This window comes from Pseudoalteromonas sp. XMcav1-K, assembly GCF_044005875.1.
Classification (GTDB): domain Bacteria; phylum Pseudomonadota; class Gammaproteobacteria; order Enterobacterales; family Alteromonadaceae; genus Pseudoalteromonas; species Pseudoalteromonas spongiae.
In genome coordinates, this window is the sequence record NZ_JBIPJE010000052.1 from 1 (window position 1) to 15,414 (window position 15,414).

15 protein-coding genes are annotated in these 15,414 nt (G+C 37.7%); 14 read left to right on the forward strand and 1 reads right to left on the reverse strand.

Annotation, left to right across the window (positions count from 1 at the left end):
- The 14 genes from ACHSBP_RS21085 to ACHSBP_RS21150 form a co-directional block, all read left to right on the forward strand.
- Nucleotides 1–1,118 (forward strand): polysaccharide pyruvyl transferase family protein (locus tag ACHSBP_RS21085; RefSeq protein WP_395390338.1); only part of this gene is annotated, 1,118 nt, incomplete at its 5' end.
- Between the two features lie 61 nt (nt 1,119–1,179).
- Nucleotides 1,180–1,575, forward strand: coding sequence for a type II secretion system major pseudopilin GspG (gene gspG / locus ACHSBP_RS21090; RefSeq protein ID WP_010561155.1), 396 nt, complete (start codon nt 1,180–1,182; stop codon nt 1,573–1,575).
- The gene (locus ACHSBP_RS21095; RefSeq protein WP_395390416.1) at nt 1,575–3,230 is read left to right on the forward strand and encodes a GspE/PulE family protein; all 1,656 of its coding nucleotides are present in this window, start codon (nt 1,575–1,577) and stop codon (nt 3,228–3,230) included. The genes gspG and ACHSBP_RS21095 overlap by 1 nt, the downstream gene beginning before the upstream one ends.
- Nucleotides 3,230–4,429 carry a type II secretion system F family protein gene (locus tag ACHSBP_RS21100; RefSeq protein ID WP_010561153.1) on the forward strand — a complete coding sequence of 400 codons (1,200 nt, stop codon included), beginning with the start codon at nt 3,230–3,232 and terminating at the stop codon, nt 4,427–4,429. Before ACHSBP_RS21095 ends, ACHSBP_RS21100 begins: the two co-directional genes overlap by 1 nt.
- Complete coding sequence (locus tag ACHSBP_RS21105; RefSeq protein ID WP_100912547.1) at nt 4,416–4,826, forward strand: type II secretion system protein; 411 nt, start codon at nt 4,416–4,418, stop codon at nt 4,824–4,826. The genes ACHSBP_RS21100 and ACHSBP_RS21105 overlap by 14 nt, the downstream gene beginning before the upstream one ends.
- Nucleotides 4,813–5,220: a prepilin-type N-terminal cleavage/methylation domain-containing protein gene (locus ACHSBP_RS21110; protein WP_395390339.1), complete on the forward strand. Its 408-nt coding sequence runs from the start codon at nt 4,813–4,815 to the stop codon at nt 5,218–5,220. The genes ACHSBP_RS21105 and ACHSBP_RS21110 overlap by 14 nt, the downstream gene beginning before the upstream one ends.
- Nucleotides 5,214–5,927, forward strand: coding sequence for a PilW family protein (locus tag ACHSBP_RS21115; protein ID WP_010561150.1), 714 nt, complete (start codon nt 5,214–5,216; stop codon nt 5,925–5,927). The genes ACHSBP_RS21110 and ACHSBP_RS21115 overlap by 7 nt, the downstream gene beginning before the upstream one ends.
- Nucleotides 5,927–6,817 (forward strand): type II secretion system protein GspK, encoded by an 891-nt coding sequence (locus tag ACHSBP_RS21120; protein ID WP_010561149.1) that lies wholly within the window; start codon nt 5,927–5,929, stop codon nt 6,815–6,817. Before ACHSBP_RS21115 ends, ACHSBP_RS21120 begins: the two co-directional genes overlap by 1 nt.
- A complete protein-coding gene (locus tag ACHSBP_RS21125; RefSeq protein ID WP_010561148.1) occupies nt 6,814–7,899 on the forward strand; it encodes a hypothetical protein in 1,086 nt (361 codons plus the stop codon). The genes ACHSBP_RS21120 and ACHSBP_RS21125 overlap by 4 nt, the downstream gene beginning before the upstream one ends.
- A gap of 1 nt (nt 7,900) precedes the next feature.
- Nucleotides 7,901–8,458, forward strand: coding sequence for a hypothetical protein (locus ACHSBP_RS21130; RefSeq protein ID WP_010561147.1), 558 nt, complete (start codon nt 7,901–7,903; stop codon nt 8,456–8,458).
- Nucleotides 8,455–8,943, forward strand: coding sequence for a hypothetical protein (locus ACHSBP_RS21135; RefSeq protein WP_395390340.1), 489 nt, complete (start codon nt 8,455–8,457; stop codon nt 8,941–8,943). Before ACHSBP_RS21130 ends, ACHSBP_RS21135 begins: the two co-directional genes overlap by 4 nt.
- Nucleotides 8,940–11,003 (forward strand): secretin N-terminal domain-containing protein, encoded by a 2,064-nt coding sequence (locus ACHSBP_RS21140; RefSeq protein ID WP_010561145.1) that lies wholly within the window; start codon nt 8,940–8,942, stop codon nt 11,001–11,003. The genes ACHSBP_RS21135 and ACHSBP_RS21140 overlap by 4 nt, the downstream gene beginning before the upstream one ends.
- 384 nt (nt 11,004–11,387) lie before the next feature.
- Nucleotides 11,388–12,896: a hypothetical protein gene (locus ACHSBP_RS21145; protein WP_395390341.1), complete on the forward strand. Its 1,509-nt coding sequence runs from the start codon at nt 11,388–11,390 to the stop codon at nt 12,894–12,896.
- Between the two features lie 63 nt (nt 12,897–12,959).
- Nucleotides 12,960–13,502 (forward strand): hypothetical protein, encoded by a 543-nt coding sequence (locus ACHSBP_RS21150; RefSeq protein ID WP_010561143.1) that lies wholly within the window; start codon nt 12,960–12,962, stop codon nt 13,500–13,502.
- Between the two features lie 36 nt (nt 13,503–13,538).
- On the opposite strand, the gene ACHSBP_RS21155 is transcribed toward ACHSBP_RS21150, so the two are convergent.
- A complete protein-coding gene (locus ACHSBP_RS21155; RefSeq protein ID WP_395390342.1) occupies nt 13,539–15,413 on the reverse strand; it encodes a tetratricopeptide repeat protein in 1,875 nt (624 codons plus the stop codon).
- Nucleotide 15,414: the final 1 nt, after the last annotated feature.

The window sequence follows — 15,414 nt, forward strand, 5'->3', positions numbered from 1 at the left end:
CTAATAAAGGTGCTGAATTAATGTTAGAGGCAATATTACAGCAGCTCGATGTTCATCTTGGCGACTACCATCTAACACTTTCGCCAGGTCGTAATTTGCCGTACGTTAAACGAGCCAAGTTAGGGGCGTGGCAAAAGCTTAGCTTTCGACGTGGCAATTTAGATTTGACAGGTATTCTTGCAAAGTTACCAACAAAAATTCGTAATTTTCTGAAGCGCTATGGCATCGTAACAGAGGCCGATGTGGATGTTATTCTTAATGCCAGTGGTTTTGCCTATGGCGATCAGTGGCCAATGGCAGATCTGCGAAATACTGCTAAAGAAATTAAACGATTTAAAGCACTTGGCAAGCCTTATATTATATTACCTCAAGCATTAGGGCCTTTTCAGCGTGACGAGTTAAAAGAATTTGCTGAGGTGCTGATCAATGATACTGCCCTTACTTTTGCAAGAGACGATACTTCTTTTTCTGAATGTGAAAAATTAAATAAAAGCAATAAGTTGTTTCAAAGCCCTGACTTTACAGCACTACTTGAAGTGCAACAATTTAATACAACAGAGCAGAAGACCGTTTGTTTAATTCCTAACAATAAAGTGGTATCTAAATTTAATCATGCGAATGCCGAACAGCAAAAGAATGCGTATTATGATTTTTGGATTGATACCTCAAATTTTTTTATCGATAACGGTTTTTTTGTCAAAGTACTAAACCATGAAGGCAAAGAAGATAAAGATATTTGCAACGCAATATTAGAAGCTGTCAACAATGAACAAATAGCTTTGATAGACGGTTTAAACTCAACCGAAATTAAAGGCCTAATAGGAAGTTGTGATGCTGTCGTAAGTAGTCGGTTTCATGGCTGTGTAAGCGCTCTTTGTCAGGGTGTTCCATGCTTGGCTACTAGTTGGAGTCATAAATACGAAATGCTGTATGGGGAATATGGGCTATCTGAAAATGTCATTGACTTCGGACTTGAAAGACAAGAGTTAACAAATAAACTGAACCACTTTTTAAATGATTTGACTAATCAAACAAGTGTTTGTTTATTGCATGCAGAGCAAGTGAAAGAACAGAATAAAAAAATGTGGCAACAAGTTGTTGCAATCATCAAATCGTGATTTATCGACATAGGCTATGTGCCTTGATAAACTGCCAAGTCGAATTTATGGGAGTATTGAAATGAAAAAAATGCGTGGTTTTAGCTTGATGGAGCTAATGATTGTTTTGATTATTTTGGGTTTACTAGGCTCTTTAGTTGCTCCAAAGTTATTTTCTAAAGTGGGCTCATCAAAGAAGAAAGCAGCTGTAGCTCAGATGCAAATGTTTGAGGCCGCAATAGATACTTATCGTTTAGATGTCGGTTCAATTCCTGCAAATTTAGAAGAATTACGTGCAAGTGCAAAAAGAGGATGGGACGGCCCTTATTTACCTAAAGCAATCCCAATGGACCCTTGGGGTAATCCTTATGTATATGATGTACCAGGCTCAAATGGTAATCCCTATAGTATTAAAAGTTATGGTTTAGATGGGCAAGAAGGTGGAACTGACGAAAATGAGGATGTTATTCACCAATGATGAACTCAGTGGAAATTTTAATTGAGGATTTTTCAATTAGTTCGTCTGACATTGAAAAGGCGAAGTCCTTCCAAAAGCGTTATCCAGGAAGACTAGAGCAAATTCTTGTTAGTATGGGAAGTTTAACAGAAGATGATTTATGTCCTTTTTATGCAAAACTTCTAAACTATCAGAAATTTGACGAGACGATTTGGGGTGATTGGACAATTCCGGATATTGAATTTTCGATACATGAGAAATTAAAAGAGCTTGATTGTGTATTGTTGTCGACACTTGAGAATAACTGGACCGTTGCCTGTAAAGATCCACTATCTTTATCCCTAATTAGCTTATTAAATGATTCGGCGAAAGAGGTTGAACTATTTGTAGCAACCGAAGCGCAGTTACAAAGATTCTTTTTCGAAATTCAAAATGCGTCAAACATTTCGCAAGAAGAGGAAGAGCTTAGTGGTGATGAAGAAGCGCGTCTTAGGGAGCTTGCATCTGAAGCGCCTACCGTTAATTTACTAAATTCACTTATTACAAAAGCCCTTGCTCGAAATGCCTCAGATATGCATTTAGAGCCTCATAAAGGTCGCTTGAGAGTAAGATACCGTATAGATGGTGTATTGCATGAAGTTGAGTCACTGGCGCCAAAAATGCAACTACCGATCACGACACGTTTAAAAATCCTTTCGGGTATGGATATCGCGGAAAAGCGCCGTCCACAAGATGGTAAGATTGAGATGCGCGTTGCGAATCAAGAGCTTGATATACGCGTATCTGCTCTTCCTCTAAATGAAGGGGAAAGTGTTGTACTTCGTTTTCTACGTAAAGACTCTATTCGGTACGATATGTCAGTTTTAGGGTTGTCAGCGGACACGCAGAAGTTGATTGGACAAGATTTGAAAAAGACGACAGGTGTAATTTTACTTACCGGTCCTACAGGTTCAGGTAAAACCACAACCTTGTATACGTTTTTAAATGAACTTAACAATGAAGATGTTAAAATTATAACTTTAGAAGACCCTGTTGAATATCAACTCGAGGGGGTAAACCAAGTTCAGGTGAATAGCGAAATTGGTTTTGATTTTGCTGCAGGGTTGCGCTCAATTGTTCGTCAAGACCCTGACATAATAATGGTTGGTGAAATTCGAGATAAAGAGACTGCGCAAATAGCACTTCAATCAGCATTGACTGGTCACCTTGTTTTTAGCACTGTACATACTAATGATGCTGCAAGTGCGTACACGCGCTTATTAGACCTCGGAGTAGAAGAGTTTTTATTAAATGCAGCGCTTGTTTCAGTCGTTGCACAACGTCTGGCAAGACGACTGTGCCCGCATTGTGCTGCACCTGATGATAATCAAACAGAACTAATGGAAAATTACCCTTTAGCTCAAGTAGCCTCAAATGCTGGCATTACAGAGCTAAACATTAAAAAGGCGATTGGATGCGAGCATTGTAACAATACTGGATACAAAGGCCGTATTGCAATTAATGAATACCTTCGCTGTGATGATGAAATTAAAGCAATTTCGAAAGATGAGCAGTTTATACCTAAAGCACAGGCTCATAACTCTCACTTGAAACGTAGGAATTTGCTTGAAGATGGTTTTTACAAAGTAGTGACTGGTGTGACGACAATTGACGAAGTCTTAAGGGTTGCAGGTTAATGGAGTTTGATTACAGCGCGATAGATAAATCGGGAAGTCGTCACCAAGGTGTTATTAGTGCAACGTCAAAGTTAGAAGCTCAAAAAAAATTAGCAAAAGATGGCCTTACACCAATTTCTATCAAAGAGGTCTCTGAAGGCTTATCAATAGAGTCTCTTTTCGGTAACAAAGTATCTTTGGATCAACTTGAGTTTTTTACAAGTGAATTATCTTTGTTATTGGAAAGTGGTGTACGAGTGGACAAAGGGATCGATATTATACGTCAATCTAATGTTCACCCAGCGCTTACTCGGCTATTGAATCAAATTGCTACATCACTCAAAAAAGGTACTTCTTTAAGTGAAGCGTTTGCTCAGCATGAGGAATTGTTTGGTCCACTGTATGTTTCTTTAATTCGCATTGGTGAGTCATCAGGCAACTTGGCTCAGGTTTTAGCAAGACTATCAGCTGATTTAAAATTTCAAAAAGATCTTCGCTCTCAAATTGTGACTGCTCTCACGTATCCAAGCGTTATCTTCTTTGTCTGTATAATGGCTGTTTATTTTGTGCTGACGTTTATTGTTCCAAAAATGTCAGGGATTTTCACAGATCTTGAGCAGGCACCTTGGTATACCCAAATGATCATTAACGTTAGTAACTTTTTTATTGATTATCAGCTTTTTATCGTAGGCGGAGTTGTAGCAAGTTTGATTGCTCTTGTTTACGGACTAAAAAAACCAGAAGTGAAAGAGTGGTTTTATTTAACGGGTAGTAAAATTCCTGGAGTGAAAAGCATAATTCTAACATCCGAGCGAATTCGTTTTTCTCAGTCTATGGCTATGATGTTGGAAGCAGGACTTCAACTGGATGCTACATTATCTCTTTCGACTGGAACGCTTAAACATCCCGAATTAATTAGGGATGCACGGCTAGCGAGTAAGCAATTAAAATCAGGAAAACAGTTAAGCCAAGTGCTAGCTAAGACACGTATATTTTCAGACTTCTTTTTATCCATTATAAAAGTTGGTGAAGAAACGGGCAGGCTACCACGGGTTTTTTCAGAGGTCGCTAGTCGTTCACGTCAAGATTTGGAACAAGCCATTAAAAAGTTTACGACTTTGCTTGAGCCTTTGATGCTGATGTTCATGGGGGGCTTCGTTGGAGGGATAGTAATAACGATGTTAATGAGCATGGTATCAATAAACGATGTGGCATTTTAGTTTGCACAAAGGCTTCTCATTAATCGAGTTAATGGTGGTAATGGCAATTGTGGCAACACTATTGGCATTAACTGGCGGTCTGGTGGTTAAAAATGTAGATCAACAAGAGCGCTTAGTTGAAACTCAAAAAGTTAGACAAGTTTTTAAGTCGTTAAGCTATCAGGCGTACTATCGAGGCCAACCAATTACTATTCATGCATTGGACAAGCAATTGAAAATCTTAAGCAATGACAGCACAAAAGTGATCAATTTTGAGCAGCTTTCATTTGTGAAACAAAATTACCAAGTCAGTACAACGGCGATCATTACACCGAATAACGTTTTGCTAGAAGGTGAGCGTGGGAATATTTTATTAACATCTTTATTTGAGACGTTCAATACTGATGAAATGCGTTAAGGGTTTTACGCTCATAGAGGTACTGATAGCGGCAATTATACTATTTACTTCATTGGCGATAATTGCGGATATATTTAAAGGCTCAACATTACTTGCAAACAAAGCTTCTGAAACAGCTCGAATGTACCAAGTTCATCCTACTGCAATAAGTGCCATCAAGAGTCAGTTAAAAGATAAGGTTAAGGTAACTAAAGCTGCTGATGCAAATGGCCAAATTATTATTTTTGGGGTTGAGTACAACTGGCTAGCACAGCGAGTTGTATTTAATAGCCCGCCACCAGACTCTATTTCTGGCGTAGAATATCCAAATGTTTATGGGATATACGATGTAACAGTTGAAGCAAAGCTTGGGGATAAAATCCAAGACTTCACATTTAAGGCTGCAACATGGTGAAGCACAACAAAGGGTTTACATTAATTGAGTTAATGATAGCGAGTAGCTTACTGATGCTTGTTATGTACTCGGGGTATTTTGGTTATAGTTTGTATACTTCTAGTTGGCAAAAACGAACAGACTTATTTTGGCAGCAAACTCAAAAAGGCTTAGCATTTAATTCACTAGCACGTATGCTTGAGTCGATAAGTCCTTACGTGATCGAAAGCGACAATAATCAGCCTGCAATTTATTTTCACGCACAACGTGACTTTGCGATGTTTGTCACTGAATCTCCTATTTTTTCGGATACAAAATCGGTCGTAATGCTTTCATTTGAAACAATAAACGGGGTGCTCGCATTAACGTACAGAGAGAAAAATTTAGCTAACCAATTATTGTTAAAACAGTCCGATACTATGGATTGGCAACATAGGGTAATTCTTTTAGACAATTTAAAAAGTGGTCAATTTAAATACTTTGGTTTTGATTTACTTAGCAAAGCGGCAGGCTACTATGATGACCCACTAGCTGATGCAACAAATTTAGAAAACACAAAAGTATCACCCGAATGGTATGAATCTCACAAACTAGAAGTTGTTCGTACACTTCCTTTAAAGCTAGCAGTCATCATTGAACATGACGAAGGTGTACTTTCGAATTTTGAGATTGCTTTGCCTGAACACGCTCATCGTAAATTGTTTAGGTATTTGCGAGAGGATGCATGATGAGACGGAATTGCGGAATCGCGTTAGTTCAAGTGCTAATAATTTCAGTTATTTTAATTATGCTCAGCGTGTTTATTGGACAAACACTTAAGTCACAAATTAATGTTGCAAGAGATGTTCAAAAAGTACATCAGCTGAGACTAAAATTAGAGACGGCAGAAGCTTTGGTTTTTAACGCGTTGTTATCTAACTTTAACTATCAAAACAAGAAAAGTGACAATGACGTTGCAAGAATATGGAATTTTTATTTTGAGCCGTTTGAAGTTGAGGATATAACTATTCAAATTCAAGATTTAAGCGGTTTATATAGTCTAAATACATTTGACAGAAATCATTTAAAAAAACTATTTCAAGAGTTTGGAGTTGCTGAAAATAGAATAAATATATTTATTGACAGCCTGTTAGATTGGACAGATAAAGATGATAGCCTCAAGCCTTATGGCGCTGAAAAAGAATACTATCAAGGCTTATCAAAAGTAGGCCCTAGGAATGGTTACCTGCAATCAATTAATGAACTTCAGCATGTTAGAGAGAGTGATATTTTAACTGTTGAACAGTGGAATAAGTATTTTACCGTGGAACCAACGCCTTTTTTTAACCCAATGAATTCTCCCGAAGCCATTATTAAAGCGATTGCTTATGACGAAAGTGGAGCCAACCGAATTATTAAACAAAGGCGAGAAGGAAATTTAAGTAGGCGACAATTTGAGGAAATGTCTGGGATAGAGCAAGAGGGTTTTGTTTCATTCGCGAATGGATTTAAATTCAAAGTTGCGTTAACGGCAAGTGAAAATGGAATTATGTTACAAAAAAGCTTTATAATCGAACTCAAACGTCGTGATATTAATAACCCCGTAACGATTACCGATTTAGTGTGGAATAAGTTGTGAATATAGGTGCAGTGATTAAATCAGAGGCTATTAAAAAGCGCCTTGTTAAATCGATAGGTTACTATGCGGGTAGTATAGCGCCTTTATCTGATCAAGTTGATTTAAATAGTTTTAAACCAAAGCTGGTTATTGTTAGCAATAAGTACTGTGATGTTAAAACGATTACTTACCCAGCGATAGGTAAGAAAGAGTTGCTTGATATTTTAAAGTTAGATCGTGAAAGTTCCGCGCATGCAGTTACTCATGTCGTAATGAAAAACAGTGAGCAGGAAGGCTTTGATGTGCGCCGGACTGAGATTAGGGTAATTGACAGCGAAGTTCAAAACTCCGCATTGTGTTTAATTCCCGAATCTGAAATATTGGCAAACGCGGATACAAAAGGTTTGTTCAACTTAGCCACGCCTGTTGGTGAGATGTTTTTCTTGAATGTAGACCGTCCATTTTATTCTTATAAAACGAGATTAATGTCTACACCTGAATTATTTTGTTTGAGTGTTGGCGTAAATAATGAGGATGTACAAACAAACATTGCAGGTTGTGACTACTTAAAGTTCATATTTGATACATTACTTACAATACCATTCGATAAATTAGTAAAAGTATGTCACTTCGAAGTTAAAAAACATATACCCCTTACACAATTACATTCGTTGTATATAGCACCATTGGCAGCAGTTACGCTGTTGTATAGTGTAATTTACGGCTACACCCTGTTTAAAGTTGACCAGTTAGAGCAACACGTTAAAAGTTATGGTGACGATGTTTCTTCATTACTAAACCGAAAAGCAGTTATTGACTTTAACAGCGAATTTATTGATGTAGTCAACAAGCGCATTGTTTCTGCTCCGTTAGTTCATTCTGACTGGAATTTAGTGCATGAAGCAATTAATGCAGGAATGGATTTACAGCAATTTTCAAAGAGAGATGGCATTGTTACGCTGCGTGGTATGTCTGATAATGCTTCGAATGTATTAAAGCATGTGAGCAGTTTAGAGTATGTTGAAAGCGCAGAGTTTTTTGGTACTGTACGTAAGTCGCGTCAACGAGATTATAGTGTGATTCATGTTAGGTTAAAAAGCTAAAATGCAAGAAGTATTAAAAAAATATAAACATTATCTCATTATTTTGGTTGCGCTACTTGTTGCAAATGAAATTACAGTTCCATTGTATGAAGCGATAACAGTTGAGCAACAGAAATTATTTCTTACAACTAAGCGCGTAGCAAAAACAGAGGCTGTGATTGCTCAAACGAATGCAATCGAGATGAATGAAGTTAAGGTGATGGTAGCAAAGAAAAAGGCCGATTCGCTTTTCTTTAAAGCTGAATCAGAATCGCAATTAAAGCTGTTGGCACAGGAAAAAATTGAATCAATACTAGCGCAATCTGGATGTGAGTTTAGTGCCATTACCTGGAAAGGTAATCAACCACTGAATGAAGAGATTAGTGAATGGCGAATTGAAGTACGATACAACGCTAATCCGAGTTGTATCATTAGTGCTACCAGAAATATTGAAGCAGCTACACCTGTTATTCGTATTGGTGATTATATCTACGGCGGTAAAAAAATAAACTCGCGACCAAATGAACAGTTAAGAGGTACTCTAGAATTGAAACTGTGGCAGTCAAAGGTAGTTTTATGAAGATCTTTATTCTGATAGTGACTCTTGTATCTTGTTATATCGCAATTAATGATATTTTGCCTGAAGATGCTGCTAAAGAAGAAGTAAGGGAGGTGTCGATAGACACTGAACTTGCTAAGTTAGCATCTTTGCCAGAAGAGTTAGCGCTAGAAAGGTCTTGGAAAGAGGCTAAAAAAAAGTTCGATAAAGAGCTTGAAGAAAGAAGAAACCCCAAACCGCAAGCTAAACCAACAGTCAGTAAGCCTAAAACCAAGGTGCCGACTTTAAATATAAATGGTATTGAATATAGTTTACTTGCGGTGGTAAATGCAGGTATGACTCCTTATATACTACTAAAATCTCCGAGTCATCCACTTAAAAAGGTTGAAATTAATATGGATATTGCACCAAGTGTAAAATTAAAAGAAGTGCATAATGACCGTATTTTTGTTGCAGTGGGAGAGAGTGTGAAAGAATTTAAATTATTTGAGCGTAAAAAATCATGAATCCAGTTTCAGTCAAAAAAAGCTTAGTATCACTAGCTGTGTTATTTGCATTGTCAGGGTGTGCATTAACCAATCCTAATGCAGGGTTACAGCAGCAGAAAACAGAAATTGGAAAATCGTATCTAGCGTCAAACGATACTGAAAATACAGAAGCAGTCATTACAACAGAGCCTACTGAGCGAACAGGTGGTACTGAGGTGCTTTATAGACTAAGCGACAATGATAAAGATGTTACGCTTGGTGTTGATTTGGCAGCTCGGTTTGGCAATAAAAAACAATTTCATATTTCGGCAAATGCACTACCTGTGAACGACTTTATAAACTATGTTTTTGGCGAAACATTAAACGTCTCTTATTTAGTTGATCCACAGGTGAAAGTTCTAACTTCACCCGTCACATTAAATTTAAATGAACAAGTTACCGGTGCAAAACTGTTCTCCTTGGCACAGCAGGTGTTATCGCAAAATAAAATAGATGTTTCATTTAGTGATGGTATTTATTACTTACATATGTTGACCGATGGTGCGCAAAGTAGTATCGCTTTTGGTTTTGGTAGAACGCAAAGTAGTGTTCCTAATGTATCAGGCCAAGTCATGCAGTTAGCTAAGTTAGATTTTGATTTGAGCACGTCGTTACGAAGGGTGATTCAAGATTTGACAGGAGTTGAAGTGGGACATGACCGAGGTCAGTCACTGGTTACGTTAAAAGGTGATAAAGAGAAAGTACAGCGTGCGCTATCCTTGTTGGTTATGTTTGATAGTTCTATGATCTACAATAAGTCTTCGGCGTTATTGACATTTCAATACATTGACAGCAGAACGTTCATTGAACAAGCGAAAGCGATTTTATCTGAAGAAGGTATAGTTGTTGGTGAGGGGTTGCGAGCAAGCAAAAATGTAGCGTTTATCCCGATAGAGCATCTAGGCAAAGTTGCTGTATTTGCAAATTCTGACGAGATTATTGATAGAGTTGCTTATTGGAGAAATACCTTAGACAAACCCGCAACAGGAACTGATCAGAGCTTCTTTATCTATCATCCTAAGTTTGCGCGAGCGATGGATTTGGGTGCCAGTTTAGCCCCCTTAATCGGTGGCTCTGCACCGGCGGGCGCTGCAAGAGAGGAAAGGACATCTGCGAGCGACAGAAGTCAAGGTACCTCTTCAAACAAGGCAAAGGCAGCGAGTAAAACCACATCAATAGAAGGTGATAATATCCGCTTGGTAGTTGATGATAGAACGAATTCCTTAATTTTTTATGGTGAAGGCCGCTTTTATCAAGAGTTGCAACCAATCATCAAACAGCTAGATATCATGCCAAAGCAAGTAATGCTTGAAGTAATTATTGCTGAGGTAAAGTTAACAGGGAGCTTTTCAAAAGGCGTTGAGTATGCCATTAAAAATGGTTCTTCCGGTAATAAAACAAACACAGTTTCCTTTAGTGGAGAAAGCGGTTTTTCCTATTCAATAGTTGGCTTAAACGGTAACTTTTCTGTTAACCTCAATCAAAAAGATGGGTTAGTTAATGTTTTATCTCGTCCAACATTGTTAGTTCGTGACGGAGTATCAGCAAATATTAGTGTTGGTGACAATATTCCGACTATTGGCAGTACTACTAGTGACCCGATTAGTGGTGATAGAGAAACAACACAAATAGAATATAGAAAAACAGGTGTCGATTTAACGGTAGTACCAACGGTAAATGCGCAAGGTACGATTATTATGGAGATTCAGCAAGATATCTCGAATGAGTCACCTGATGGTTCAAGTATAAACGGAAGCCCTTCTATTTTTGAACGAACTATTTCAACAGAGGTTGTGGCTGGTGACGGTCAAACCGTGATACTTGGTGGCTTAATTAGCGAGAATAACTCCACGAATTCGAATTCAGTCCCTTTACTGGGTAGTATTCCTGTTTTAGGGCACTTATTTAGAACGGACTCAGACAATCAAGATAAAACAGAGTTGGTTGTTTTAGTTACACCTAAAATCGTGCATAACCTAGAAGATTGGAATCGCGTAAAGTCATCTTTCTTGAGTGGTTTAGAGAATGTTAGCTTTTAACAAAAAATCTACATAAATACTTGAAAAAGTATCAATCTCGGGTTAACTTTTGCTGGCTTACTAGTTTATTAAATTTTCGTGATTGTGCTTGGTTAACAAACTTGTCATAATCGCGGTATAAAATGGAATTAAAGTTGTAATAAGCTATTTTTCTAAAAATAACAAGATGTAAGTACAGTAAGTCGTTAGAAATGATGAGATGTTATTTATTTTGTGTAAAAATAATACGTTAAATCATTAAAATAATAACTCTATGACTTGACAATATGGGTTTGAGCCCTTAAATTGCAAGGATTCGGTAAACTCCTTGCCGAATCCTTAAAGTTCTTGGTTTAGAGCAACTCCGCTTTAGACCAGTTTCATGAAACTTGGAGAATGGAAATAATGAAATTTTACAAAAAGGCGTTACTAGCTACTGCTATCGCTACTTCATTCGGCGCTAGCGCTGCATCAATCAGCACTTCTAACGTGCTAAAACTTTCTAAAGAAGGTATTGCTGCTGGTGTTGATGCTGGTAACCAACAGTTATCTTTCGACGTTATCGTTGATAAAAACCACCCTGCGGCTTCACGTATTACGTTAACTTTTGATGACGCTGTACGTTTAGGTGATCTGTCAGCTTGTACTGGTGATGTTGTAACAGACCCAGCTTCAGGTAATGGTGTATGTGGTGCAGCAGCTCCGGCGACTTCTGTAGATGATGCGGTTGTTACTTTCGACTACGGTACAGGTTCATTTACGTTTGATAACGTATCTGTTACTAAGTATGATGAGAAAAAAGGCACTGTAGACTCTATCTCTTTCGACGTTAACTTAGGTAACCCGTTAATCGCTGACTCTGCATTCCGCGTTATCATCGGTTCAAACGACGACAAAACAACTCCTCCGTCAACTGGTAGCTCACTTGCTGTTGTTCTTGGCGAAACTTACGTAAACTACTCTTCAGTGCAAGCTGACCTTGAAACGCCAATCGAAACTGGTATGGGTAAAATTGCAGAAGAAACTACTCAGTTTGGTTTTGAAGTAAGCACTAAGTTCGACGGTATTATCGACCGTGATGACCTTACTACTTTCGTAGACGGTTCAACTGATAAGTCAGTATGGACGTTCACTAACGATGAAACTCTTGGTGCAGCTCTTCTTGTTACTGATGCAGATATCGTTTACTCAGGTAACTTTAAAACAGTTGTAAACTCTGAGCTAACAGCGTCTACTCTTAAAATTAATACTGGTACTCCTGCTTCTGCTCCTGCAACAGTTGTAATGAGCACAGGTACTACTCCAGTAGCTGTTGGCGTTAAGCACGACTTATTTGGTGCGCTTGTTGCCGGTAAAACATCTTACACAGGTACAATCGACTTTACACGTGTTGCTGCTTCTACAGACGCAATTCCTGTAACTACTCCAACTGAAGTTTCTGTTACTATCGATGCTTCTAACTACAAAGTTAAAGCAGCTGACTTCCAAGACGTTATCTTCTCAGAAGTTGCAGGTGGTGAGTGGAAGATTGATGCAACTATCATCAACGTTCCTTACTACGTAGTTAACCACGCGGATACTCAGTCAAACATCCACATGGCTAACGAAGCTGACGAAGTTGCAGATGTTATCATCTCAGCTATCGATGACATGGGTAACGAGTACGGTCCAGTTGACCTAGGTATCGACCTAGCTGGTAACACTGTAACTAAAGTTAAGCCTAAGCAAATCAAAGAAGCACTAGGTATCGACGACACTACAGTTCTTAAGTTAAGCGTTACTTTCAACATTGATGCATACGCTCAAGACGTTGCTGCATACGCGTTCTCGCAAAACAGCCAAGGTCGTTCTGAAGTTTCTAACTCTCAGTACAAAGTTGACGGTAAAATCGTTAAGACTAAATCAGCACTTTAATTTCTAATTAATATTGCTAATATAAACCCGGCCTAGTGCCGGGTTTATTTTTTAGGAGATAAAATGAAAAAAATACTAGCTACCACAATTGGTGCCTTATTTTCCTTTAATGTGTTAGCGAATGCATGTTTAGTTAATGTTGAGTTTGTTAATCCCCCCCAAGTTAAGCATGAGAACCATAAAGTAAACGAAAATGTGTCTCTTGATATGTCTCAGCAATTAGATATTCAAACGTTTGGTAATATAAATGTAGCAACTAATGTAACTTGCCAAAAACTTAATGGCGCACAGTATAGCGGCAGTGAACAAGAGTGGAATAACTTTATCGGCACAGCTAGAAAAGGGTTGTTAGCAACGGGGCATAAAGATTTAAAGATTACATTGTTTCCAAATGATAATGCCTTATTTAACGATAAGCACCAATCTCTGGAATATCGTTTTTCTGGTGAAAGGTCTGGAAATAAACAGATAATTTATAATTTGGCTGTACTAAATAAAACTCAAAATACCCTCTATGTTTTTGCTGTTAGCGGCCATGAAAACGCAAAAAAAGAAATAGAAGAAGAGTTTTTAAGATTAAAATCAACCATTCAATTTCCGCTATAAACAATGGGCAAGCAGCCCATTATTTATAGCCTGTTGTTATCGATAGCTTTCAAATAAACTAATGTGCATCTCTGTTAATGTTAGGAGCGCATCGAGTTGTATTTTTGGAAGTTGACTGTCGTTGAGTAAGTCTTTTACCTTTTTCCAATGGATTAGGTTAGCGGTACGCACTTGTGAAATAAGTTGATCCACCAGATCATTAACCTGCGTAGTATTAAATTCAACCCCTTCTATGTTTACGTGTTTTTGGAATATATGTGTTAATACTCGGATAAGTGAGTTTTTGTTTTTGTATTCAGGAAAAATTATGCGCGAGATGGCTAAGCTATTTTCATTTTTTTCAATGTATTCGGGATAAAGCGCTTTCAAATCTTTTATATTTTCATCTACTAGATTGTTGGACTTAACATTTGGAGCATTATCTATAAAAACAGCTAATCCGTTCGACAGCGTAGCATTGAGTGGTATAGATAAAGCTTTCATCGACGAACTATCTATGTACCCGTAAACAAAGTAGCTGGTAAGGGGATCGTTATGATTATATTTCACACATAGTTGATTGTTGTTATCTGTATAGCTGTTAACCTGAATTGCTTGTTCTTTATATGCTGGCTTATAACCGGGAGCGCTTGAGTGATGATTGAGTAAATCTATAATCCCCAGCAGTCCTCTAACATCTCCATTTGCCGGAATTTTGGCTTGTTTAAGGTGTTTTTGTTCATAATTAAACTTCCTTGAGTCTAAAAATGTTTTCAGGATGAGTTCATCACTTTCTAGCTCTATCAACTTGGTAAAAGAGTGGCTCTTACTAATAGAAAGTGTAAGTTGTTTTAACGCGGGATGACTTAAATCAAGGTTAGCTATTGGGTTAACCTTTCTCCAGAAACTTATTTTATTTGTTAGATTGTAAAGTGAAATGAAAAGTCGCATTAACTCATTCGCGCTAGGATTTACTTGTTGCTCTTTTGGCGATGCTAACAATGTATTCTTATCTAACGAAATATTATAGTCAGATAATAATGGAGCCGCTTTTAAGGGAACAGATATTGCGACCTCATCAGATGACGCTGCATCGGAGTTAGTTAACTTAACACTTAATTCACCATTTTTCTCAATAAGCGATACTCCCTCAATAAACTTACCACCTAAAGCAATCGTTTTTTTACATATCTCAGTTAACACATGGTGCACGTCGGATGATGAGGTCTCAATATGCGGAAAAGCATAGCCTGAAGAGGTGTTTTTCGTGATATTTTTTGGTTTCTTAAGCTTTTCTACCCAATCTTGACTCCCAAAAGCTTTTTCTATGATTGAAATGTGTTTTTCGTATGCACAGGGTGTTAATTTTTGTTCGACTAGCTGTGTGATTATTATGAGTTTTTCGATAGCGTATTGCGATATGTTTTGATGCATCCTTGTCAATGTTTCCAGTGCATCACTATTTTTCTCCAAGCAAAGTTGTGCGATTGCTACAAAGCAGTATGCGTCTGAGTCATATCCAGAGACCGTTTTTAGTTTATCAGCATGAGTCTGCAAATGCTCAAACTCTTTTAGATTATAATAACACTTTATTAGGTTAGCTCTAGCTTCAAACGAGTGTGTGTTGGAGCCCAATGCAACTATTTGCTCTAAGTACTTAGCTGCTAATTTCCACTCTTTTACCTTAAGGTATGTAGAGGCTAAATTATTAATTGCATTTGTTTTTTCCGTTTTGTTTGAAGCTAGTGATAAACTTTGTTCAAACTTAATTGCAGCAAGCTTAAACTGCTTTTGCTCAGCTAAGCATACAGCTTCCAACTCAAGTGATGTATAAGTGGGGTTTGAAGTGTTTATTTTTTTTAGTATTGATTGGCTTTTAGCAAACTTTTTATTCTGAAAAAGTTGTATCGCTTTTTGTAATTTATTATCCATA

What these genes read in the sequence shown, in the direction of transcription:
- ACHSBP_RS21145 (WP_395390341.1), top strand. Translation starts at nt 11,388, where the DNA reads ATGAAATTTTACAAAAAGGCGTTACTAGCTACTGCTATCGCTACTTCA.
- ACHSBP_RS21110 (WP_395390339.1), top strand. Translation starts at nt 4,813, where the DNA reads ATGAAATGCGTTAAGGGTTTTACGCTCATAGAGGTACTGATAGCGGCA.
- ACHSBP_RS21150 (WP_010561143.1), top strand. Translation starts at nt 12,960, where the DNA reads ATGAAAAAAATACTAGCTACCACAATTGGTGCCTTATTTTCCTTTAAT.
- ACHSBP_RS21130 (WP_010561147.1), top strand. Translation starts at nt 7,901, where the DNA reads ATGCAAGAAGTATTAAAAAAATATAAACATTATCTCATTATTTTGGTT.
- ACHSBP_RS21100 (WP_010561153.1), top strand. Translation starts at nt 3,230, where the DNA reads ATGGAGTTTGATTACAGCGCGATAGATAAATCGGGAAGTCGTCACCAA.
- ACHSBP_RS21140 (WP_010561145.1), top strand. Translation starts at nt 8,940, where the DNA reads ATGAATCCAGTTTCAGTCAAAAAAAGCTTAGTATCACTAGCTGTGTTA.
- ACHSBP_RS21105 (WP_100912547.1), top strand. Translation starts at nt 4,416, where the DNA reads ATGTGGCATTTTAGTTTGCACAAAGGCTTCTCATTAATCGAGTTAATG.
- ACHSBP_RS21095 (WP_395390416.1), top strand. Translation starts at nt 1,575, where the DNA reads ATGAACTCAGTGGAAATTTTAATTGAGGATTTTTCAATTAGTTCGTCT.
- ACHSBP_RS21155 (WP_395390342.1), bottom strand. Translation starts at nt 15,413, where the DNA reads ATGGATAATAAATTACAAAAAGCGATACAACTTTTTCAGAATAAAAAG.
- ACHSBP_RS21120 (WP_010561149.1), top strand. Translation starts at nt 5,927, where the DNA reads ATGAGACGGAATTGCGGAATCGCGTTAGTTCAAGTGCTAATAATTTCA.
- gspG (WP_010561155.1), top strand. Translation starts at nt 1,180, where the DNA reads ATGAAAAAAATGCGTGGTTTTAGCTTGATGGAGCTAATGATTGTTTTG.
- ACHSBP_RS21115 (WP_010561150.1), top strand. Translation starts at nt 5,214, where the DNA reads ATGGTGAAGCACAACAAAGGGTTTACATTAATTGAGTTAATGATAGCG.
- ACHSBP_RS21135 (WP_395390340.1), top strand. Translation starts at nt 8,455, where the DNA reads ATGAAGATCTTTATTCTGATAGTGACTCTTGTATCTTGTTATATCGCA.